Below are 22,189 nucleotides of genomic sequence, written 5' to 3' on the forward strand. Positions count from 1 at the left end.
ATAATGACTAGAGAAAAAGGAATTTCAATTTATCCCTTTCATGCGTCATTAAAAGATAATTGTGAATATATTGAAAAAGCTGCTCATTATGGTTTTACTAGAGCATTTACTTGTTTATTATCTATAGATACTTCTAAAAAAGCTGAAATTATATCAGAATTTAAAAAAACAATAGAATTTGCTGAAAAGAAAGGTATTCAAGTTATTGCAGATGTTGCTCCAAATATTTTTACAGAATTAAATATTTCTTATGATGATCTTACTTTTTTTGGAGATTTAGGGGCTTCAGGTATTCGTTTAGATCTTGGTTTTACAGGTAATGAAGAAGCTAGTATGACATTCAATCCTCAAAATTTGAAAATAGAGTTAAATATGAGTCAGAGAACGCATTACTTGGATACGATTATGGATTTCAAACCTAATCCAAATAATTTAATAGGTTCTCATAATTTTTATCCTCATCGTTATACAGGCTTGGGTCGTAAACACTTTATTGATTGTACCGCACAATTTCAACGACATCATCTGCGTATGGGAGCTTTTGTTAAAGCACCATCTGCATCTATAGGTCCGTGGCCTGTTAGTGATGGATTGTGTTCTATGGAAGAACATAGAGATCAAGTGTTATCTTATCAAGTAAAAGATATGTTTCTTAATTTAGGAATGCATACAGTTTTGATTTCTGAATGTTTTGCTTCAGACAAAGAACTTGAAATGATGGGAAATATTGATCCTTATTTATTAGAATTACAAGTAGATATAATCAAAGATATCCCTGAAGTTGAAAAATCTATTATTTTTGATGAATTACATGTTCATCGAGGAGATGAAGGAGAATACTTGATTCGTTCTACTCAAAGTCGAGTAAAATATAAAGGTCATCAATTCTCAGTATTTAATGCTCCTACAATAATCAAAAAAGGTGATATTTTGATTGAATCTTCAAAATATGGAACTTACGCAGGTGAACTACATATTGCACGACAAGATATGCCGAATTCAGGTAAAACTAATGTTGTGGGTAGAGTATCTGATAGAGAACTAGGATTGATCGATCATATAGAAGGCTGGCAACGGTTCAAATTAAAAAAACAAAACTAAGTATCAAAAGGTGGTTATAATGACAGATGAAAAAATGGAAGAAATAGTCATGAGCCTAGTTGGATTTTCTGGAGAAGGAAGAAGTTATGCTTTTGAAGCTTTAAGAGCTGCTAGAAAGGGTGAATTTATAAAATCAGATGAAGCAATGAAAAAATGTGAGGAAGCTTTGCTTGAAGCACATCACACCCAAACAGACTTGATTCAAAATGAAATCAATGGTGTACCAACAAAAGTTTCTATTTTAATGGTACATGCTCAAGATCATTTGATGAATGCATTATTAGCTAAAGAATTAATTACAGAATTGATTGAAGATAAAAAATCAATGATAAAATAAATAGATATAAAAAAAGACCTCTTTATATAAAGAGGTCTTTTTTTGTTTTAAGTAATTATAAATTAAAGATGTTTTTTTAGATCAATAGAAGTAATTTGATTTTGTGTAAATTCTGGTAAGTAAACAATACTATTATCTATAGTAATATCTGCAACACTTGTTATCATTCCATTAATAGTTAAGGCTAAAGAACGATCACTATTGAACACATAAATATGTGCTGCATTTGGATTACCACCAACACCCCAATCAGAAACAATAAGTTTACCGTTAATAAGTACTAATCCATCAAGTCCACCAGCACCTAACATATCTGTATTCCATTGTGTGATTTTTGATGCAGTAGTATAATCATTATTAAGAGTAGCTTGAAAAATATGCCCTCTTGTTGCATCTCCACCAAAAGTAGATGTTACAAAATATAGAGTAGAAGTAGCATTATCAAATGCTAAACCATTAATTCCATTTTCAGTAATACCTGTAACTACTACATAACTCAAGGTAGTCATGTCTTTAGAAATAGATATTTTATAAACAAGTCCTTTTCCTGTATCAGAAATAAGAGCTGTTGTATTATCAATTAATACTACATCATTTAGAAATCCAGGGGTATTAATAGCCAATGTAGCTAAAACAGTTCCTGTTGAAATTTGTAGAATTTTCACATTGGGATGATCGGATACAATAATAGTATCATCATTTAAGAACGCAAATCCTTTAGGATCATCAAGTAATCCTACAAACAAATGTTTAGTAGTATTATTTTTGTATTCAGTAATAAATCCTTTACCCACAGATGCTCCGGGATTACCACCAATATTAGCTATATAAATAGTATTATTACGGACGACAACACTTTCAGGTGTTGATAATCCTGTAATGTTATGTGTAGTAATAGTACCCTCAACAGTAGTCGTTCCATTATTTATAGACACTGTTTTTGTAGGTTCTATTGTTGACACTTCTTTCTTTTGCCCACAACCTGTGATATACACGATAGATAAAGCTAAAGATGTATATTTAATAAAATTATTTATCATTTTATTATCTCCTAATATATAATATATTATATTATATATGTTTTTTTTAACAATTGTCAATGTTTTTTTATAAGTATATAATTAGTATGTATTTAAGTAGCTTGACAAATAAAAAATATTTATATTTGATGTTTAGTTTTTTTCCAAAGATGTTTATTCTTCTTAGTCCAATTAATAATATCTGTCATTGTTTCTTTAAAAGGACGAATAGTATATCCAAGTTCTTTTTGAGCTTTATCACTTTTTAAATCAGCATTAGAAAAAAGAATTTCTAAAGATTCATTAGTTAAAATAGGAATAAGATTTAATGGTTTGTAGAAAGGTGATAAGAAAAAAGAACCTATATAACAGAGCAATTCTGGGGAAGAAATATAAAAATGTTTTCTGTTCAGAATTTCGTCTATAACTCTCTTTTTTTCTTGAATACTTAATAAATGCCCAGAAAGAATATAGCGTTCACCTATTTTACCTTTTTTACCAGCGAGAATAATTCCGTTAACAACATCTCTAACATCTACAAAATTATAAGCTCCAGCCATCCCTATAAAAAGACCATTAATCATAAAATTATAAACAAGACCTAATTGAGAAGGCATATAATCATAAGGTCCAATAACTCCGGCTGGTTGCACAATAACGGCTGGTAAATTATCATTTTTGACCATATCTAGGATAGCTAAAGTTGCAGCAGCTTTTGTTTTGCCATATTTTCCAATAGCATTTTTGATGCAAATAGGTACTTCTTCTGTAATTTCACTACCATGAGGATGATCAGAAATAGCGTGAACAGAACTTGTATACACTAATTTTGGAATTTTTAACTCAACACATACTTTCCCAACATTTTTGGTACCTTCTATATTAACAGTAGCTAGTTCAGGATCAATACCCGGGAAAATAGAAATAATAGCTGCTAAATGATAAACAACTTCCATATCTAAAAAAGCTTTTCGTAAATCTTCAATATTACGGATATCCCCGTATACTTTTTCCACATTTAAACCATCGAGAGGAAGTTCTGTTGATCCAGGACGAATTAAAACACGAACTTGTTCTCCTTGTTTTAATAATTCGCGAACGAGAACATTTCCAATATGTCCTGTTGCTCCAGTAACAATAACCATATAAAACTCCTATTTTATAGATCTATTAATAGAATAACCTATCTGAATATTATAACAATAGGTAATAACAATTGTCAATATATAATAATTTTAGTATATTTGATAAAACTTGCAAAAACATCAAATTTCTTTTATAATAAATATTAAATATGGAAGGAGGGTAATAATATGAAAAATAATAAAATATTTTTGTTTTTTATTTGTATATTAATCACTTCCACACAATTATTTACACAAGAATCTACTACTAAAGAACAGAAAATAAAACAAGAATTAAATGAAATAATTTTACCAGAATTACCACCAGAAAATGAATTGGCAATGTCTAAAAAAGATGTTCCTGTTCCTGTTGCTTTAAATATTGATTCTAGTGAAGTAATAAAAGAAGAACGAGTCATTCCAAATGATGGAATACCTTATTTTACACTTTCAGCTGGTTTAGCCCCTTTTCAAGTAAGTATAGGTATTCTAAAATACTTTATTCCTGAATGGTGGGGACAGTTAGATATTGATCTAACATTTTTACCTAATATTCCTGTTCCTGATTATTATAAAGCAGCTAAGTTTTATAAACCATATGTCGCTTTTAAAGTAATAACAGGTTATGCTTTTTATACTTATAGAAAATTTGAACTATCACTTATAGCACAAGTACAATTTGCGTTTATTAGCTCTGATGATATTCCTATTTTACCATCTTTAGGTATGAGATTTATTATTGATTTTTTTTATTTAGATGTTGGTGTTACCTATGCTTTTGTGGCTGGTGGAGTTGAATTCCCTATCTTTACTGGATGGTATCCAGCCATTACCGTAGGTTTTAGATTTTAAAAAATTTATAATAATAACTATTAAATATTGGGAGTATATATGTTTGATTCTATTATTTTTACTAATGCTTTATGGGTCTTTAGTTTATCATCTATTATTGTTTTTTGTGTATTAATATTTGGTAAGCTTTTTGCTCCCTATGGAAAAATGACCTCTAATGTTTGGGGATCTGTCATGATACCGGCTCGCTTAGGCTGGATTATTATGGAATCACCAACATCAATTTTATTTGTTGTATTTTTATTACTATGTGATCATTTAAATAATGGTTTGATAGTACTTTTTTTTGTATGGCAGTTTCATTATTTTTATAGAAGTTTTATCTTTCCATTTTTAACACGACATAGTAAGCCTATGCCTATTTTGATGATGATTTCAGGGATGTCTTTTCAATTAATTAATATTTATTTTCAAGCAGGATGGCTTTTTTTTGTTGCTCCTAAAGATATGTACGGAGGTGATTATTTACAATCACCTCAGTTTATTATAGGCTTTGTTATATTTTTAATAGGTTCATTTATTAATAGGCAGGCAGATTATATTTTAAAGAATCTTAGAAATCCTGGTGAAACTGAATACAAAATACCTTATGGTGGACTATATCGTTTTATTTCTTGTCCTAATTATTTAGGAGAAATTATAATATGGCTTGGTTGGGCAATTTTACTCAAATCATGGGTAGGTGTATCATTTTTTATGTGGACTGTAGCAAATCTAGTGCCAAGAGCTTTAACAAGTCATAAATGGTATAAAGAAAATTTTACTAATTATCCCTCTGAAAGAAAAGCGATAATTCCTGGAATTTTATAATAATAAAATAGAACAAAAAAAAAGAAAGTATATACTGTATATACTTTCTTTTTTTTTGTTCTATTTTATTTGATAATTCTCTCTATAGCTGATCTATATCAATCAAATATAAACCTTCAAATCCACCTAATAATATCAAATTATTTTGTTGTGCTAGTAGCTGTATGGGAGGATTATCTATAAATTCTTCTGAATAAATCATTTTTTTCAATTGTAAATCAGGTTTTTGAGTGATAATAAATAATGTACCTTTTATACCATCTATGTGTACTAAAATATCATCATTTCCTGCTAGTGGTATTCCAATTTTACTTGTATATTTGTTGGGACTAAATTCTATTTGTTTAATAGAAGTAAGTGTTTCATCAATTTTATATATAGTACCTATTTGATGTTGTCGTAACCAAATACTTGTACCTGTTACACTTAATATATTATTAGTAAAATAATCACTTTTGGAAAATAAAGTGTCATTACTATAAACTTGTATATCTTTACTTGTTGGGATAAATAAAAGCTCATCCTTAACGACTGGTTGGCGAATCACAAAATCGGATTCTGATGCTCCAAAAACAAGAGTCCTGTTTGCTTTACTTATGGGATTAAATGATTGTACAAAATTATTTAAAAATCCTAAAATAAAACTATCTTTGTATTGAATAGGTAAAGTTTTGGGAGATGAATTGAATGTTTCTACAATATTTCGTTCTAGAGTTTTTTTGTGAAATGATATTAATTGAGGACCAAGAAAAACATAAATAAGATCTTTGAATAAAATAGAATGTCTAGGTAATAATTCTGTAAACTGAAAAGCAGATTTTTTTCTAACATCATATCCAAAATTTTTTATCATCTCTCCTGTATCTGTGTTGATACGAATGAGAGCATCTGTAATAATAACTACTATTTCATTACTTTCTGTTCTATATATTTTTGCTTCAGAAAAAGGATTTTCAGCAGCTAAGCCTTTTTTCCATAATTCTTTGCCCTTTAGATCTAAAGCAATTAAATTATAAGCATTCAATACAATGATTTTATCTTCTAAAAGAATTCCACTACGCCAAAATTGTCCAGATCGAGGAGAAGGTGCGGTTTCGTCCATTGTATAACGCCATTTAAATCCTTGAGGAAGATTATTCATTCTTGTTTCGGTGTAAGATATATTAGAAAGTAAGAGAAAAAGGAGTAATAAAAACATTAGAGACCTATTTTTTTTTATTTTTGTTCTTTTTAATTTTAGGAGTACTAAAATCTCCTAAACTAGGAATTTGTTGTTCAGGTTTTATATCCAAACGACTTAAAATACTTAAAATATCTAATTGTAATTTTTCTTTTAATTCTCTAAAGGCAATAGAGGCACTCATTTTGTACTCAACAATAGGACTTTTTTGAGCATAGCCTTGTAAGCCAATACCATTTCTTAAAATATCAATATTATGTAAATGCTCTTTCCATAAATTATCTAAAGTTCGTAATGATATAAAACGAATAGCTTGATGCACTACAGAAGTAGGAGAATCAGTAAAACGATCCAATACTTGATAACGAATAATTTGAATTAATTCTTCTTTGTTGGGAGCTTGTTCAAAATGATGTTCTATAGTAAAATGTTGATTCAACCAAGTTTCTAAGGCTAATAAATCCCAAGATTCTGATCTTCCTATTTTTTCACCACGATTGTCTGCATAAATATCAAGGGAATCAGAAATTATTTGTTCAATATTATTATTTTCGTGATCTGTATCAAGTATTTTATCTCTAAGAGTATAAATATAATTACGCTGTTCATTCATTACACCATCATATTCAAGAATATTTTTACGAATATCAAAATGAAAGTTTTCTAAGCGTTTTTGGGACATTTCAATAACACGAGAGAACATTTTATCTTGTATTTCATCATCTTCAGAGAAGCCCATTTTTTGCATGAGTTCTTTGTGTTGAGATACATTCACAGCTTTCATGAGAGGATCATCGCAAGATACATAAAAGATAGAAGCACCCGGATCACCTTGACGACCAGATCGTCCTCTTAATTGATTATCAATACGACGAGCTTCATGACGCTCAGCCCCGAGTACTAATAATCCTCCAATTTCACGAACACCTTCACCAAGTTTGATATCTGTCCCGCGTCCTGCCATATTAGTTGCAATTGTTATAGCGTTTTTCTTACCGGCATCTTGTACGATTTTTGCTTCTTGAGCATGATATTTGGCATTAAGTACAGAATGAGAAATTTTTTCTTTTTTTAGTAATTTGGATAATTCTTCAGAAGATTCTACAGAACCTGTTCCCACGAGGATAGGTTGACCTGTAGCATGAATTTTTTTAATATCATGGACAAGAGCTTTGTATTTACTTTCTTTAGAAAGATACATTTTATCTTGATGATCAACACGAGTAATAGGTTTGTTAGTAGGGATTATAATAACATCTGTTTTATAAATAGAATATAGCTCTGAAGCCTCTGTTTCAGCTGTACCTGTCATGCCTGATAATTTTTCATACATACGAAATAAATTTTGAAAAGTAATTGATGCAAGAGTTTGAAATTCTTGTTTAATTTTTAGATTTTCTTTTGCTTCAATAGATTGATGGATACCATCAGACCAGCGTCTACCTGCCATTTTACGCCCTGTAAATTCATCAATAATGACGATTTCACCTTGCTCGATAATATATTCTATTTCACGAAAATATAGATGATGTGCTTTAATACCTGCTAATACAAAATGAATATATTTACTATTTTCTGGAGAATACAAATCATCAATTTTTAATAATTGTTCTATATGATGTGCACCTTGTTCTGTTAATGTCACACTTTTTTCTTTGAGAAAAAGCCCAAAATCTCCACTACCTTCAATAACTTCTTCTTTGTCATTCAACTCAGCTTTAGTTAATTTTGGAATAATTTGATTGACTTGATAATAAAGATCGGTTTTTTCTTCAGAAGGACCTGAAATAATAAGAGGAGTACGAGCTTCATCGATCAGAATAGAGTCAGCTTCATCTACAATAGCAAAGTTTAAAGGGCGTTGAGTTTTTTCATATAATTCAAAAATCATATTATCTCTTAAATAATCAAATCCAAGTTCGTTGTTTGTAATATAAGTAATATCACAGGCATAAGCTTCTTTTCGAGAAACAGGTACTAATTCTGTTTCAAAATCTTTTCCAGTAAATTGTACTCTAAAACTTATTTGATCTTGATTTATAATACCAACACTTAAATTAAGGAATAGATATATAGGAGCCATCCATTGTGCATCACGCTTGGCAAGATAATCGTTGACAGTCACTAGGTGAACACCTTTATTAGAAAAAGCATTGAGAGAAATAGCTAATGTTGCCATGAGTGTTTTGCCCTCACCTGTTTTCATTTCAGCAATATTACCTTCATGAAGTGCTATACCACCAAACAATTGTACATCAAAATGACGCATACCAAGAGTTCGTTGAGAAACTTCACGAATAACGGCAAATGCTTCAGGGAGAATATCATCTAATGTTTCACCCGCAAGTAATTGATTTTTGAAATAAGTGCCCTTTTCAGCAAGTTCTTCGTTAGATAGAGATGTAATCTTTGCTTCAAATTCGTTAATTTGATCTACACGACCTTTGATTTTTTTTAAATCACGATCTTGCTTTGTTCCAAAAAATAGTTCTAAAATTTTAGTTAATATAAACATAGATAATCCTTAGTAAATAATTTTCATAGTTCTTTAGTATAAAACTATCTACAAAAAAAATCAAATTAATCATAGTATATATATAGTATAGATACGAGATACTATTAGGTATAAATTTTTTTAGTATTTTTAGTAATTGAAATATATTAAATATTATGGTATAATATTTTGTATCTTATTTAATAGTACAAATGGAGTTTAATAATGGTTATTATTTATTTATTAATTTTATTTAGTAGTTTTTCGTTACCAATATTTTCGCAAGAACAAATAAATAAAAACAAAGATTTAACTACAAGAGTTGGATTAATTTCGAGTTTTTGGTATGAACCAGCTAATAGAGTAGGTCTTGAATTAGGCAATGATTGGGAATTTATGAATAATAAAGGGCATGGAGTAGCAGTAACTTTTCCTCAATTTAATGTGTTTTATTTTCCTAATAATTATATAGCTTTTTCTTTGTATCCGACCATATCATATCGTTTTGTTCATCCTAAAAATGGTTTTTATACTTCATTAACTATGGGTGTTGGTTTGAATATACAATGGAAAACAGTACCTGTTTATAATATAGAAGGATATTTAATTAAAGATTCTGGGTTTTATAGAATGATAGCTGTTGCTCATTGGGATATTGGCTATGACTTTGAAATAAAATATAAAGCACCCGTGAGACTTTATACATCTATAGGATGGAATGGTATTGCACCAAATAATTTGGGTATTAATAGTCATATACTATTTCAAATAGGACTTAATATCAAATTATCAGATTTAAATAATATAAGGAAAGAAAAATGATTAAAAAAAAATATTTTATGATGTTATCTAGCTTATTAATGATTTTGTTTTTTACCCAATGTTCTCTAGCACCTAATGAAGAAGTCTTATATATGAAAACTGGAAATTCTTATTTTCCTATTTATGTGCGAGGTAATCCAAAGGCTGAAAATTATATTATATGGGTTCATGGTGGACCTGGTTCTTCAGGTTTGTATTATGGTGATATTCCAGAAGTAGCAGTTCTACAAAAAACCTATAGAGTAATCTATTGGGATCAACTTTCTTCTGGTGGTACGATTGGAAATCCAACGAAGAGTGATTTTACTATTTCTAATTTTGCAGAACATTTACAAGGTATCGTGAATATTGTAAAAAATCGTTATAAGCCTAAAAATTTATTTTTATTAGGGCATAGTTGGGGTGGTTTTTTATCAGCTTATTATTTAGTAGCAGAAGGTAATCAAAAAGTATCTCAACAAAGACAAAGTCAATTTAATGGATTTATTAATTTGAATGCTGTATTAGATGTACAGGAAACTCTGACTAATGGAGTTACTTTTGTAACCAACTACGCTAGTGATCAAATTGCAAAAGGAAATAATAAAAAATCTTGGCAAAAAATGATAAATTGGTATAAAGAGAAAAATGGTATTTTTAGAGGGCGAGATGTTACAGAACATTATAATAATGTGGATGCCGCTGGTGGGATGGTCATTCAAAAAAAACGAAGAGATGAAGTTGAAGCAGAACTTACCTTAAAAATGGTCTTTAGTTCTCCTTTTGAATTTTATAGTTATTATGATAATCAAAATAATATTAGGACTTATTTGAATATAGAAAATTGTTCTTTAGTACGGGATAATGAACCTAATGTTAATGCAATTACAATACCAACATTGATTATGGCAGGAAAAGAGGATAAAATAGCCTTTCTTACTGATACAAAACGCTGGCATAGTGTTCTAACTAATGGAAAAACAGATCCTGATAATAATTTTCCTTTGATTGAATATGATAATGCAGCACACGCTGTGTTTTTAGACGCCAAAGACAAATATATTCAAGATATACATGCCTTTATCAATAAGTTTAAATAATACGAAGATATCTCTTGACAGAGATCCGAAAGAATAATATAATAGGATATAATTTTTTTATAGAGTTGGTTTGAAATGACAATTTTTCCTATTTTTTTAAATGATAACATAATAAAGTGATTTTAATTTAATCCCTAATAGATATAAGTAAGTTTTTTTTATATCTATTAGGGATTTTTTATAAAGTACCATAGATAATATTATAGAATAAGATAATAATATACGAAGTAGGGAGTGATTATGAGATTTATTGGTTTAATAGGGATTGTGTTATTTATGGGCTTAGCGTATATATTTTCTAAAAATAGAAAAGCAATTAATTGGAAAACAATCGCTTGGGGTTTGGGATTACAAGTGTCATTTGCTATGACTATTCTAGGAGATGTTAATATATCTTTTATTACCGCTGGATTTTTATCATTATTAATTACAGTATATATAGCTATAATTCGGTTTATTCCTTGGTGTCAAAATAATCATCCTATACTATGGGTAAGAAAAACACCAAGTTTTATGATTGTTTTGATGTCTGTGATCAAAATATTTATTATTGGAATATCATTAGGTTATTTCTTTGGTAAAGAATCAGAAATTCTCCTTACTAATGTAATCAATATTATTTGGGGTGTTGTCATTTTGGTATGGGTTGCTCGTAAATTTAATAATTCAGCTTTATTACAAAAAACACCTATTAATTCTATTTTAGTATTATTAGCTATTAATATGAGTTTAGGTCTTTGTATTTCTATTGCTGAAACAACACTTGGTGCACGGGGTACTATTTCTCAGAATATTCAACAATTGTCCATAGGAGTTGGTAATTTTTTATCTATTCCTACTAATGCTGGAGCAAGTATGATCTTTGGACCTTTAGCAACAATTCAAGAACCTTGGTATTTTTTATTCTTTGTACAAGTATTACCAACAATCATCTTTTTTTCTGCATTGATTTCTGTACTGTATTATATAGGTGTTATACAAGTTTTTATTGAAGAATTATCTCAATTTATGCGTTGGACAATGCAAACATCTGGAGCAGAAACACTTTCTTGTGCTGGTAATATTTTTATAGGACAAACTGAAGCTCCAATTTTGATCAAACCTTATATCAAAGATATGACCAAATCAGAGATTCATGCGGTAATGACAGGTGGATTTTCTACTATTGCTGGTAGTGTGTTTGCTGGTCTAGTGGCTATGGGAATTGATGCAAGCTATCTAATTAGTGCTAGTATTATGAGTGCTCCTGCAGCCTTGATGCTTTCTAAAATGTGGTATCCAGAAACAGAATCATCTAAAACAACAGGTGATGCACATATTCCTAAAATTCAAATTTCGGATAATATTATTGGTGCTGCAGCTCAAGGTACGGCAGAAGGACTTCAATTAGCACTCAATGTAGGGGCGATGCTACTAGCATTTATTGCATTAGTTACCGTCGTAAATATGGGACTAGGGACACTTCAAGAAGGGTTAAGTTTGGATTATATTTTTGGACATATTTTTCAATATGTAGCACTTGTTATGGGTGTTGTTCCTCAAGATGCTCAAGCAGTGGGAACATTATTAGGAAGTAAAATTGCAATTAATGAATTTGTTGCTTATGGACAACTTGCTGAATTTGTCAAAAATGGTACTATCACTCCAAGATCTCAAGCTATTGCTACTTATGCATTGTGTGGTTTTGCTAATTTTAGTTCTATAGGTATTCAAATTGGTGGTATTACACCAATGGCACCAGAAAGAAAAACTGATATTGCTAGTTTGGGATTTACGGCTATGTGGGCAGGGGCTTGTGCATCTTGGATGACAGCAACTATTGCTGGAATTTTTATAAGGTAAATATATGAAAAATATAGTAATAGGTATTGCTGGTGGAACAGCATCAGGAAAGACAACAATAGCACAAGCTATAGAGCGATCTTTTTCGAGAAATGAGGTAGTAATATTAAGACAAGATAATTATTATAATTCTCAAGATCATATTACTTTAGAAGAGCGTCTCAGTACTAATTATGATCACCCTAATGCGTTTGATTTTGAATTATTAAGAGATCATCTAAAATTATTATCTGAAGGCAAAATAATAGAGCAGCCTATTTATAATTTTACAACACATACTCGATCAAGTAATACACATAAAATAATTCCTAGTCGTGTTATTATCTTAGAGGGTATTTTATCTTTTGCAGATAATAGTCTTATGGATTTGATGGATATAAAAGTGTTTATCGATACAGAAGCTGATTTAAGATTTATTAGAAGATTGCTCCGAGATACAGTTGAACGAGGAAGAACAATAGAACAATCAATCAATCAATATCTTGCAACAGCAAAACCTGGACACGATCAATTTATAGAGCCATCAAAGAAAAAAGCTGATATTATTATTCCTTATACGGATCATAATACAGTAGCTATTGATATGCTTATAGATCATGTTCGTTATATTGTTTCTCAAAATAAATAATATAAAATATAAAAAGCCTGTAATATAAATTTACTGGCTTTTTTTATGCGTTCTTTTTATTGTAAAATATATAGATCTTTGTTATAATAGAAATACTATCAACTCAATTTTAGAGATATAAGGAAAATAAATGAATTATTTTATTCAAAATACTAAAAAAATCATATTATTATTAGTATGTTTTATTAGTAGCTCTTGTAATTCTTTTAACAGTAATTTGGTAAAAGACGGAGATGTTTATTTATTTCAAGGTAAAGAACAGGTTATTGTTTCTTTTGTTGGAATAGATCCTACAATCGAGACTCTGGATAATACAGCAAAAATCATCGCTTTTCTCAAACAAAAACAAACAAAAGAACTATCAAGTGAGTCTGTTCTTATAGAAGGATTAACGGACAATATCTTTTATAATTTCCATGTTATTGGAGAAGCTTTATTTTTTGTTAAACCCTATTATCAAAACAAAACATTAATCTATGGATATATAGCTTCGTTATATGCTGATTTTTCTTTCAAAAATAATAAAAACTTTTTTATTCCTTTACAAGAATTTCAAAAATTTATAAAAGAAAATAAAATACCTAACAAAGATGATGAATTATTAATGAAAGTCGTGGTAGATTTTGCAATAAACGAAGTGTTTTTTGTTTCTGTATTAGAATTGCTAGAAAGACCTCAGCGATATTTTTATTCACAAAAAACGCAAGAAGAGTTATATCAAACATTGATTTATCCTGAAATATTAGGATTTTGGAATTATTTAGTATTTAGATTTGGTCGAACGATGCTACTAAAAATAGCTCAAGAAAAATATACTCCAGAATCATGGCATGTACTGTTTGGTGAAGAAACAAGCGAGTTAGAAGCAGCTTATGTGAAAAATATAAAAGATTCTAAAAAAAAATTAAAAGTGTTATCTAATGAAGAAGTTTATAAAGATCTTACAAATTCTCTACAATTATATATGACAGGAACTAAAAAGTCTCTTATGACTGAATAAAAAAGGAGTATAGGAATGAACAAAAAGACAGTATTAATAATATTTATTACCTTGTATACAATAAGTGTAGGAGCATCTATAGTAATTCTTGCAACAGGAAACAAACAACAAGAAAACCAAAAACAAAATAAGATGAGCCCTTTTTCTTCTCTCACAGGTATTAATAAAAGTAGCGATATGATAGGTGTCATTAAAATTGATGAGCCTATTGCCTTTATTTCTCAAAACTCAAGTATATTTACTAAACAACAGAGAGGGGCTTCTTTTTGGTTGGAACAAATGGACTATGCTACTACTAATGAAAATGTCAAAGCCGTTATTATTCGTGTTAATAGTCCTGGTGGAACAGTAGGGGCTTCTCAAGAATTACATGCAGCTGTGCAAAGAATAAAAGATGCTGGGAAACCTGTAATTACTAGTATTGCTGATTTATCTGCTTCTGGTGGTTATTACGCTACTGTTGGATCTGATAGAATGTTTGCTAATCCAGGGTCTTTAGTAGGTAGTATTGGTGTTATTTTGGGTGGTATAGAATTTGCTGATTTGTTGGCAAAATTGGGTATTAAATACCAAGCAATCACTAGTGGGAAAAATAAGGATCTTCTTTCTCCTTATAAAAAAATGAGTGAAGAACAACGTTCTTTTTTACAAAAAATGGTAAATAATACTTATGATCAATTTCTTACAGCTGTTGCAATAGGTCGTAAGAAAGATAAAGAAGTCATCAGACCTCTAGCGGATGGGAGTGTATTTACTGGGGAACAAGCGGTTGAGAATGGCTTGATTGACGAATTAGGTAGCTTTTATGATGTGGTAGCATATACTAGGAAAAAATATGATCTACCAAAAGCTAATCTTGAATTAATAACTCCACACAGTGGTGCTTTTAATATCAAAGATCTTATCTCTGTATTAGCACCTAACGCAATGCCTACAATGAGCTTGATAGATACAACACCTGCATTGGGTTATTCTCCTGTTTTATATTTATATCAATTTTAGGAGTTAGATAATGATAGATATTTTTTGGACAAGTTTAGGATTATTTCAACATCCTAAAGATACATTTACAGAACTTAAAACTTATACAACAAAAAATATTTTTATGAATGGATTGTTTATTTCTATAATAGGAATTATTTCATTATTTTTGGGTGAAATTTTAGGACAAGGTAATATTGCACCACATACTGTTTTTTTTAAGCTAGTTGCTTATTATATAAGTTCTTATTTATTTTTAAGTGTTATTTTATTTAGTCTTAGTTTTTTTCATAATAAAATCAATACATTACAATTTTTAGGATTGTATTTGAGTACAGATTTAGTGTTATTAGCTATTTTACCATTATCTCTTTTAGGATCAGCAATACCCATATTGTCAATAGTATTTAAAATAAGTATTTATATAATAGGTTTCATATCTTGGTGTTTGAAACTTAGATTATTTATGAATTATTTCAAATTATCAATATCACAAGTTATTATTATTTATTCTTTACCTGTTCTTCTTTTAATGGGTTTAGGGATAATGGTAGGACTAGTTTTTTTTAATACAACAGTCTCATTTTTTTAATAAGTAATAATTACTGAATTTGTAATATAAGGACTGTACGGTAATATGATTTTAGAATCATTTAAAAAAATTCTCTATACTTGGTTTTATACTTCTCTTGATAGATATTTCTATTCTCAATTACTGTTAAATTACATTATTGGTGTACTATTTTTTTCATCTATTATTATGATTAATGAATTATATTATATTATACGATACTATTTTGAACAGAATGTGCCTCTTTTTCATGTAATGAGTATGATGGGAGCATTGATCCCCTTTTTAGTTTCCTTTTCTGTTCCTTTTGGAGTTCTTCCTGCTTATCTACTTTTAATGGGACAATTATCTCAAGATAGTGAGATAGTCGCTATGCGTGCTTGTGGAATTTCACAGTTTCGTATTATGTTACCTGGAATTGTTTTTGGTATATGTATTATGATTTTTGCATATAATTTTAAAAATACTATAGAAACTGCCTCTAATGCTTATTATTTACAACTTAAAGGTAAAGTTCTTTCTCAAAAACCTGTAGTTCAACTGATGGATAATGTGTTTTTGAATATTGGTTCGGTACAATTAAGTTTTGAAAGTACTTCTCCTGTAGAAGGTAGTGAAGATGTATTACATAATGTATATGCTGTAGATGTAGAGAATAGAAGAACGATTAGAGCTCAAGAAGGACGGATTTATGTGAGTCCTGATAATCCAGAACATTATATAATGAGATTTCTACGCGGTGATATAAATGAATTAACTATCAAAACAAATACTTCTACGAATGTAACTAGTGATTCTACAAATATCATCAATGAATTTAGTGATCCGGTTAATGAAAATGCTATTATAAATCCTACTGTGAATACAACTGTAAAAGAAGAATTTTATTTATCATCTTTTGGGTCTATGACTTTACACAATTATGTGTGGCTTCCTGGTGATGGGTATTATAAAGGTCCTGATACATATACTTTTAAAGAATTAAAAGAACAAATAGATATAAAAGAAATTAATATTGTAAATAGAAAAAATTATGAAATAATTGTTAGTAATAAAACAATTATTGATAAATTAGCTAATTTAGTAAAGTTCAATAAAAAATTTGTTTATAGTATGGCTGAAGATGAAGAGGATCTAAAAGCAATTTCTAATTTTATAGAAACTAATTTAGAATTATTAACCACAACTGTAAAAAATAATGCTATTGCTCAAAAAACTGCTAGAGCAGAATTACCTAATTATGATCTTATGAAATTGTATGATAAATTAGCATTACCAGCTATTGCTTTAGTCTTTGCTATATTGTCACTACCTTTAGGTATGTTTTCTGCTAGAAGTGGGCGAGGGGAAGGATTAAGTATTAGCTTGGTGGTTGTTCTTATTTTCTATGGATTCAAATCGGCTATTGAAAATATGATTAGTCAAAATAAATTGATTCCTGAATTAGTATGGTTACCCACAATATGCTTTGGGATCATAGCGTCAATATTATATATTAAAAAATTAAATGAATAATATTAAGGATGAATAGTGAAAGATAAAATAAATTTTTTATTATCTAAATATAATACTTTACCTATTTTTGAAATCATAAATGATGTAGTATATTTTTTTTATAATTTTTTTTATAGCTTGATTAATTTTTTTCATAAAGATCATATAGTTGCAAATCTGAGAACACTACGTTGGAATAAATTAGATTCTTATATTATGAGTCAATTTCTTATGGCGATGATAGGATCTATTGTTTTATTTGTTTCTATTTATGAATTAGCTCAGATTTTCCAAGATTTGAGAGGGCTTCCAGATGATGTTAATAATTATTATTTAAATCTTCACTACCTAAATACAGTTCCTTATTGGACTTTCATTTTACAACCTTTTGGTTTTTTATTTGCTACTGTATATGTATTAAGTAAATTATCATCTACTCGTGAAATAATAGCTATGGTAAGTACAGGGACAAGTATTTATCGTTTAACTTTTTATATGGTTTTAACTTCTATTTTATATTATATTTTTATTATAACTTTTTTAATGAATAATTTTATTTTACCTACTTATCAAAATTCTTATATTTATAGAAGAGTTGCCTTAAATCAAGCTAAATTAGGGGAACTCAGTTTTTTAAATGATAATAAAAAATTCACGATTTTTGGTGCTAATAATTTGTTATATCTTGGTGAATATTATAATGCCACAGAAAAATATATTGATAATGCAACTGTTATTCAATATTTATCACAAGATGAGATTCAAGAAGCGACTCAATTTATTCCTGGTGGAGAAGATTCAGAATGGCTCTATGATAATAGAATTAATATAGAATCTTTAAAAAATATTAATGTTCCAGATAGAATATCTTTTCAAAAGCGAATAGATGCAGAGCGTTTGTCATGGAATGAAGAAAAACAAGCGTGGGCGATTTCTAATGGTACTGTGAGATTAATATCAGAAGGTGGAAAATTATTTAGCCTACGAAAAACAGAATATGAAATTGATTTAAGTTTGTTAGATCCGTATTGGTTTTTTGAAAGAAATTGGTATCCTATTGATGCGATGACTGTAGAAGAAGGATTAAGGCATATTGATAAACTTAAAAGATCGGGACGATCTTATCATAGTGAATTAACAAAGTATTATGCTAAAGATGCTTATCCTATGGGATTAATTTTTGTAGTAATGGTAGGGATAGGAATTGTGAATATGGCTTCTAAAAAAGTTTCAGTACCTATTAATAGTGCTCTCAGTATGGCTCTATTTATTGTATATTATTTGATGTATACTTCTTTTTTAGGAATGGCAGGACGCGGAGATGTAACACCTTGGGTAGGTGGTTTTGGAGGAAGTCTGATATTTGGTGTATTAGCTTTTGTATTGTATTCACGAGCAACGACATAGATAAATATTTAATTTTTTCTTCGTAACAAACGAGAGATATTTAATAATAAAGTAGGTAAAAGATGATCATCTTTTATTACAGATCTAGTAATGTGTTGAAAAACTTCTTCTATGGCTATCACTAATTCTTCTAATTCTATAGTAGATATATTAATAAATAGTTGACTGTAAGGAGTATAGAGAGGATGAGGAAGTTCAAGAGATATATTTCTTATTTTGTTTTGGCGACAACGCAGACTGTTTTCCATACATTTACTTAGTTCTTCCAAAAATAAAATACTATGTCCGTTTTTACTTAATTTTTCTGAAAATTGTATAAAAAGAATACCATGTTCTATATTGGAAGTACATTGAGTGAAAAACTCAGTAATCAAATTAAATTTAATATCAGAGAGCTTATATAAGCTCTCCTTCATTATTTCTATAGAAGATGTAAGTTTTTGTGGATTAATATCAAGAAATTCTAATTCATGATAGACAGGTTTTTTGAAAGTGATTTTTAAAGTTCGTGAAAGAATAGTAGGAAGAATTTTTTTTGGGTTTTGTGCAGTAATAATTACCCAATGATGTGGATAAGGTTCTTCAATAAGTTTTAGCGCGGCATTTTGTGTTGTTGCATCAGCTGTATCAAAATCTGCGAGTATGCTTACACGACCCAAAGATTGTGTAGAATGAAATTTAATGGCTTCTCTAATAACATTAATAGGAATTCCTGTTTTTTTATTAAGAACAGCTGTAAAACTTATCAATTGAGCAATGAATTTGTTATCTTTAGGAATGTGTCTTGTTTGAATAATTTCATCAAGTTGTTCTTTGATATTTATTAATTTAATTCCTGTAGGCATAGTAATAGTCTCATCTAAAGTAGCAATCATATTAATTCTTCGTTGTAATAAATATAACCAAGTCCAAGTTTCTTCACTTATAGATGATTTGGTGAGGAAATACTCAGTTTTTAAAGCACATAAGTCATTTCGAAAATAAAAAAAATTACTACTAGATAGAGGATTTTCTTGTAAAATATATTGAGCTAGATCCAAGGCACAAGCGACTTTACCCCATCCAGAATCTCCAGTAAATAATAATGTTCGACTTTGTTTTGTATTTAATACAATACCTTGCAATAAGGCAAAGAAAGCTTCTGTGTTATTTTTTCTAAATTGATGCACAATTATTTTCCATCAATATCTATCAACTGTAGTCGTACTTCTTGAGTATTATTCCAATCATTAATCTCTGGAATTCCAACAATATCAAAAGAAGTATGGTTTTTCAACTCTTCCCATCGCTTGCTAAATCCCCATGCAATAACATTGAAAGGAGTTTTATCTTTTTGGAAAATAAAAGTCATATGTTCTTTATTTTTGCCTATATACTTCGCTTCGATGAGAGTAACATTTTTGATTAAAAAATTTGGAAATGGATTTTTACTTCCAATAGGATTAAATAATGTTTGAAGATAGTTAATATTTTTAATATTTAAGGAAGATAAATCAGTAAGTTCTATATCGATTTCTAAAGGATTTTTCAGATTAGTTGAAGTCCAATTTGTCATATATTTAGTAATATTATCTTTGAATTCAGGAATATTCTCTTGAGAAATAACGAATCCCCCAGCAGCTTTATGCCCACCAAATTGAGAAAATAAATGACTAGAGTTTTGTAAAAAATTGATTACATCAAAAGCACCTGTAGAGCGTACAGAACCAGAAGCTGTTTCTTCATCTGATGACAATGCTACAATAATTATGGGGACTTGGAATTGATTTGTTAATTTGGTAGCAATAAGTCCTGTCAATCCACGACTAATATTATTAGACATAATAAACACATGTTTTTTTGTAAGAATATCATCAAGATTGGTAGATCTGACAATTTCTTCTTCAAGAGATGTTATTAATTCTTTACGCTCTTGATCTTTTTGAATAAGTTGTTCAACAAGTTCATTTGCTTTGTGAATACTATTAGTAATTAATAATTCTACCACAAGACTAGCTTGACCCAAACGCCCAGGTGAATTAATAATAGGACCTAAAGTCCAACCTATTGCTTTTGCATTGAGAGAATCCATAATTTTTAAACGACGAAGTAGAGTGATAAGTCCAGTAGTAGTAAGTTTGATATTTTCTTGTTCTGTACCTACACGAACAATATTACGATTTTCATTAATAAGAGGCATGATATCAGCGACAGTTCCAATAGCAGCTAAAGGAAGCAACTCTGATAAAATTTGTTGAATAGGACGAGAGCGAGTGAGAGACATGCGTCTGTATACTTCAGCATTCAAAATAACATCATTCAATGCTCTATGTAATTTAGTACGATCTACATAAATTCCAAGATGTTCACCGACCGTAAGAAGTTTGTGAGATTTAAGTTGTTTGAACATTACACGAGCCATAGGTAAAGTATCAATAGGTGTGTTAGTGATTTGTTTGTTGAAATATTTTTGTAATTGAATTTGAAGAAATTTCATATCAAATCCAATAATATTATGTCCAATAATAGGTCTATCACCAATAAAATCAAGAAAATTAGTAAGAGCTTCTACTATAGGAATTCCGTTTTCTTGTAGCATTTTTTGAGTAATATTCGTAACTTCTATTATTATAGGCTCTAGTATTTTTTCTGTTTGAATAAGACATTGATATTCTTTTATTATAATACCATTTTTGGAAATAACAGCTGCAATTTCTATGATATCATCTTGTTCTGGATCAAGTCCTGTAGTTTCAATATCAAAAAAAACAAGTTCTTGATTATAATCATCTAATAAATAAGATTCACTAAGAGCTTGAGCTAATTTTAATGCAACTCCTGCTCCAGCAAGATAAGGAAAAGGATAATTATTTAATTTTGGATTAACAAGAGCAAATGCTGTAGGAAGAGTATCTAAAGGCTCGTGATGATCAGTGATAATAACATCAATCCCCAATTCTGTAGCATAACGACACTCTTCTACTGCTGTAATACCACAGTCTACAGTAATAATAAGAGTAATATTTTGAGTTTTTGCTTGATCAATTGCTGCTTTTGACATTCCATAATGATCATCACCTTCTGGTACTTTAAAAGAAATATCACCCTGAAAACGATTTATAATACGATATATAATAGCTGTAGATGTCACTCCATCTGCATCTTTGTCGCCGAAGATAAGAATTTTTTCTTTATTTGCAATTGCTTTTTGTATGCGTACGACAGATTTATCTATATCTATTAACGCAAAAGGGGATGGTAAAGATAGTAATTTTGGATAGGTAAAATCCATCATGGTAGGGTAGCTATCAAAACCTCGATTTTTAGCAATGTTAAGTATAAATTCTGGAAGAAAAAGAGCATTCTTAATATCATGATGTAATGGTACATCTGAGCGACGAAGGTTCCATTCAAAAAAAGGCATAATAGCTCCGTCTGTTTTTTTTTATTATATTTTTATCAAAAATGG

19 protein-coding genes are annotated in these 22,189 nt (G+C 29.3%); 13 read left to right on the plus strand and 6 right to left on the minus strand.

The window, feature by feature from the left end:
- Nucleotides 1–3: 3 nt before the first annotated feature.
- Both KFW21_00755 and KFW21_00760 read left to right on the plus strand, forming a co-directional pair.
- The gene (locus KFW21_00755; protein MDK2817961.1) at nt 4–1,101 is read left to right on the plus strand and encodes a DUF871 domain-containing protein; all 1,098 of its coding nucleotides are present in this window, start codon (nt 4–6) and stop codon (nt 1,099–1,101) included.
- A gap of 19 nt (nt 1,102–1,120) precedes the next feature.
- Complete coding sequence (locus KFW21_00760; protein MDK2817962.1) at nt 1,121–1,438, plus strand: PTS lactose/cellobiose transporter subunit IIA; 318 nt, start codon at nt 1,121–1,123, stop codon at nt 1,436–1,438.
- A gap of 62 nt (nt 1,439–1,500) precedes the next feature.
- Here KFW21_00760 and KFW21_00765 read toward each other — a convergent pair whose 3' ends face one another.
- Together KFW21_00765 and KFW21_00770 are read right to left on the minus strand one after the other, a co-directional pair.
- Nucleotides 1,501–2,478, minus strand: a complete 978-nt coding sequence (locus KFW21_00765) for an ATP-binding protein (protein MDK2817963.1) — start codon at nt 2,476–2,478, stop codon at nt 1,501–1,503.
- Between the two features lie 119 nt (nt 2,479–2,597).
- Nucleotides 2,598–3,602 (minus strand): NAD-dependent epimerase/dehydratase family protein, encoded by a 1,005-nt coding sequence (locus KFW21_00770; protein MDK2817964.1) that lies wholly within the window; start codon nt 3,600–3,602, stop codon nt 2,598–2,600.
- 168 nt (nt 3,603–3,770) lie between these two features.
- Between KFW21_00770 and KFW21_00775 the strand changes: the two genes are divergently transcribed.
- Together KFW21_00775 and KFW21_00780 are read left to right on the plus strand one after the other, a co-directional pair.
- Nucleotides 3,771–4,433, plus strand: a complete 663-nt coding sequence (locus tag KFW21_00775) for a hypothetical protein (protein MDK2817965.1) — start codon at nt 3,771–3,773, stop codon at nt 4,431–4,433.
- A gap of 39 nt (nt 4,434–4,472) precedes the next feature.
- Nucleotides 4,473–5,243, plus strand: coding sequence for a DUF1295 domain-containing protein (locus KFW21_00780; GenBank protein ID MDK2817966.1), 771 nt, complete (start codon nt 4,473–4,475; stop codon nt 5,241–5,243).
- 82 nt (nt 5,244–5,325) lie between these two features.
- Here the strand turns inward: KFW21_00780 and KFW21_00785 are convergent, their stop codons facing one another.
- On the minus strand, nt 5,326–6,441 hold the full coding sequence (locus tag KFW21_00785) for a hypothetical protein (GenBank protein MDK2817967.1): 1,116 nt from the start codon (nt 6,439–6,441) through the stop codon (nt 5,326–5,328).
- Between the two features lie 7 nt (nt 6,442–6,448).
- Nucleotides 6,449–8,938, minus strand: coding sequence for a preprotein translocase subunit SecA (gene secA / locus KFW21_00790; GenBank protein MDK2817968.1), 2,490 nt, complete (start codon nt 8,936–8,938; stop codon nt 6,449–6,451).
- Between the two features lie 204 nt (nt 8,939–9,142).
- Between secA and KFW21_00795 the strand changes: the two genes are divergently transcribed.
- The 9 genes from KFW21_00795 (at nt 9,143) to KFW21_00835 (ending at nt 18,741) form a co-directional block, all read left to right on the plus strand.
- The gene (locus KFW21_00795) at nt 9,143–9,739 is read left to right on the plus strand and encodes a hypothetical protein (GenBank protein ID MDK2817969.1); all 597 of its coding nucleotides are present in this window, start codon (nt 9,143–9,145) and stop codon (nt 9,737–9,739) included.
- Nucleotides 9,736–10,818 carry an alpha/beta hydrolase gene (locus KFW21_00800; protein ID MDK2817970.1) on the plus strand — a complete coding sequence of 361 codons (1,083 nt, stop codon included), beginning with the start codon at nt 9,736–9,738 and terminating at the stop codon, nt 10,816–10,818. The genes KFW21_00795 and KFW21_00800 overlap by 4 nt, the downstream gene beginning before the upstream one ends.
- 240 nt (nt 10,819–11,058) lie before the next feature.
- The gene (locus KFW21_00805) at nt 11,059–12,660 is read left to right on the plus strand and encodes a NupC/NupG family nucleoside CNT transporter (protein MDK2817971.1); all 1,602 of its coding nucleotides are present in this window, start codon (nt 11,059–11,061) and stop codon (nt 12,658–12,660) included.
- Nucleotides 12,661–12,664: 4 nt separating this feature from the next.
- Nucleotides 12,665–13,288, plus strand: a complete 624-nt coding sequence (udk, locus tag KFW21_00810) for a uridine kinase (GenBank protein ID MDK2817972.1) — start codon at nt 12,665–12,667, stop codon at nt 13,286–13,288.
- 130 nt (nt 13,289–13,418) lie between these two features.
- The gene (locus KFW21_00815; protein ID MDK2817973.1) at nt 13,419–14,288 is read left to right on the plus strand and encodes a hypothetical protein; all 870 of its coding nucleotides are present in this window, start codon (nt 13,419–13,421) and stop codon (nt 14,286–14,288) included.
- A gap of 15 nt (nt 14,289–14,303) precedes the next feature.
- Nucleotides 14,304–15,290: a signal peptide peptidase SppA gene (sppA, locus tag KFW21_00820; protein MDK2817974.1), complete on the plus strand. Its 987-nt coding sequence runs from the start codon at nt 14,304–14,306 to the stop codon at nt 15,288–15,290.
- Between the two features lie 10 nt (nt 15,291–15,300).
- Complete coding sequence (locus tag KFW21_00825; protein MDK2817975.1) at nt 15,301–15,861, plus strand: hypothetical protein; 561 nt, start codon at nt 15,301–15,303, stop codon at nt 15,859–15,861.
- A 45-nt stretch (nt 15,862–15,906) separates the two neighbouring features.
- Nucleotides 15,907–17,355: an LptF/LptG family permease gene (locus KFW21_00830; GenBank protein MDK2817976.1), complete on the plus strand. Its 1,449-nt coding sequence runs from the start codon at nt 15,907–15,909 to the stop codon at nt 17,353–17,355.
- 15 nt (nt 17,356–17,370) lie between these two features.
- Nucleotides 17,371–18,741: an LptF/LptG family permease gene (locus tag KFW21_00835; protein MDK2817977.1), complete on the plus strand. Its 1,371-nt coding sequence runs from the start codon at nt 17,371–17,373 to the stop codon at nt 18,739–18,741.
- Nucleotides 18,742–18,749: 8 nt separating this feature from the next.
- Here KFW21_00835 and KFW21_00840 read toward each other — a convergent pair whose 3' ends face one another.
- Nucleotides 18,750–19,910 carry a hypothetical protein gene (locus KFW21_00840; GenBank protein ID MDK2817978.1) on the minus strand — a complete coding sequence of 387 codons (1,161 nt, stop codon included), beginning with the start codon at nt 19,908–19,910 and terminating at the stop codon, nt 18,750–18,752.
- Nucleotides 19,911–19,912: 2 nt separating this feature from the next.
- Complete coding sequence (recJ, locus tag KFW21_00845) at nt 19,913–22,144, minus strand: single-stranded-DNA-specific exonuclease RecJ (GenBank protein ID MDK2817979.1); 2,232 nt, start codon at nt 22,142–22,144, stop codon at nt 19,913–19,915.
- Between the last annotated feature and the right edge of the window lie 45 nt (nt 22,145–22,189).

This window comes from Spirochaetota bacterium (genome assembly GCA_030154445.1).
Classification (GTDB): Bacteria; Spirochaetota; Brevinematia; order Brevinematales; family Brevinemataceae; genus Brevinema_A.

Coding starts and splice junctions, on each gene's coding strand:
- KFW21_00760 (MDK2817962.1), top strand. CDS start 1,121: ATGACAGATGAAAAAATGGAAGAAATAGTCATGAGCCTAGTTGGATTT.
- KFW21_00800 (MDK2817970.1), top strand. CDS start 9,736: ATGATTAAAAAAAAATATTTTATGATGTTATCTAGCTTATTAATGATT.
- secA (MDK2817968.1), bottom strand. CDS start 8,938: ATGTTTATATTAACTAAAATTTTAGAACTATTTTTTGGAACAAAGCAA.
- KFW21_00765 (MDK2817963.1), bottom strand. CDS start 2,478: ATGATAAATAATTTTATTAAATATACATCTTTAGCTTTATCTATCGTG.
- KFW21_00755 (MDK2817961.1), top strand. CDS start 4: ATGACTAGAGAAAAAGGAATTTCAATTTATCCCTTTCATGCGTCATTA.
- sppA (MDK2817974.1), top strand. CDS start 14,304: ATGAACAAAAAGACAGTATTAATAATATTTATTACCTTGTATACAATA.
- KFW21_00770 (MDK2817964.1), bottom strand. CDS start 3,602: ATGGTTATTGTTACTGGAGCAACAGGACATATTGGAAATGTTCTCGTT.
- KFW21_00830 (MDK2817976.1), top strand. CDS start 15,907: ATGATTTTAGAATCATTTAAAAAAATTCTCTATACTTGGTTTTATACT.
- KFW21_00805 (MDK2817971.1), top strand. CDS start 11,059: ATGAGATTTATTGGTTTAATAGGGATTGTGTTATTTATGGGCTTAGCG.
- udk (MDK2817972.1), top strand. CDS start 12,665: ATGAAAAATATAGTAATAGGTATTGCTGGTGGAACAGCATCAGGAAAG.
- KFW21_00775 (MDK2817965.1), top strand. CDS start 3,771: ATGAAAAATAATAAAATATTTTTGTTTTTTATTTGTATATTAATCACT.
- KFW21_00795 (MDK2817969.1), top strand. CDS start 9,143: ATGGTTATTATTTATTTATTAATTTTATTTAGTAGTTTTTCGTTACCA.
- KFW21_00780 (MDK2817966.1), top strand. CDS start 4,473: ATGTTTGATTCTATTATTTTTACTAATGCTTTATGGGTCTTTAGTTTA.
- KFW21_00825 (MDK2817975.1), top strand. CDS start 15,301: ATGATAGATATTTTTTGGACAAGTTTAGGATTATTTCAACATCCTAAA.
- KFW21_00815 (MDK2817973.1), top strand. CDS start 13,419: ATGAATTATTTTATTCAAAATACTAAAAAAATCATATTATTATTAGTA.
- KFW21_00785 (MDK2817967.1), bottom strand. CDS start 6,441: ATGTTTTTATTACTCCTTTTTCTCTTACTTTCTAATATATCTTACACC.
- recJ (MDK2817979.1), bottom strand. CDS start 22,144: ATGCCTTTTTTTGAATGGAACCTTCGTCGCTCAGATGTACCATTACAT.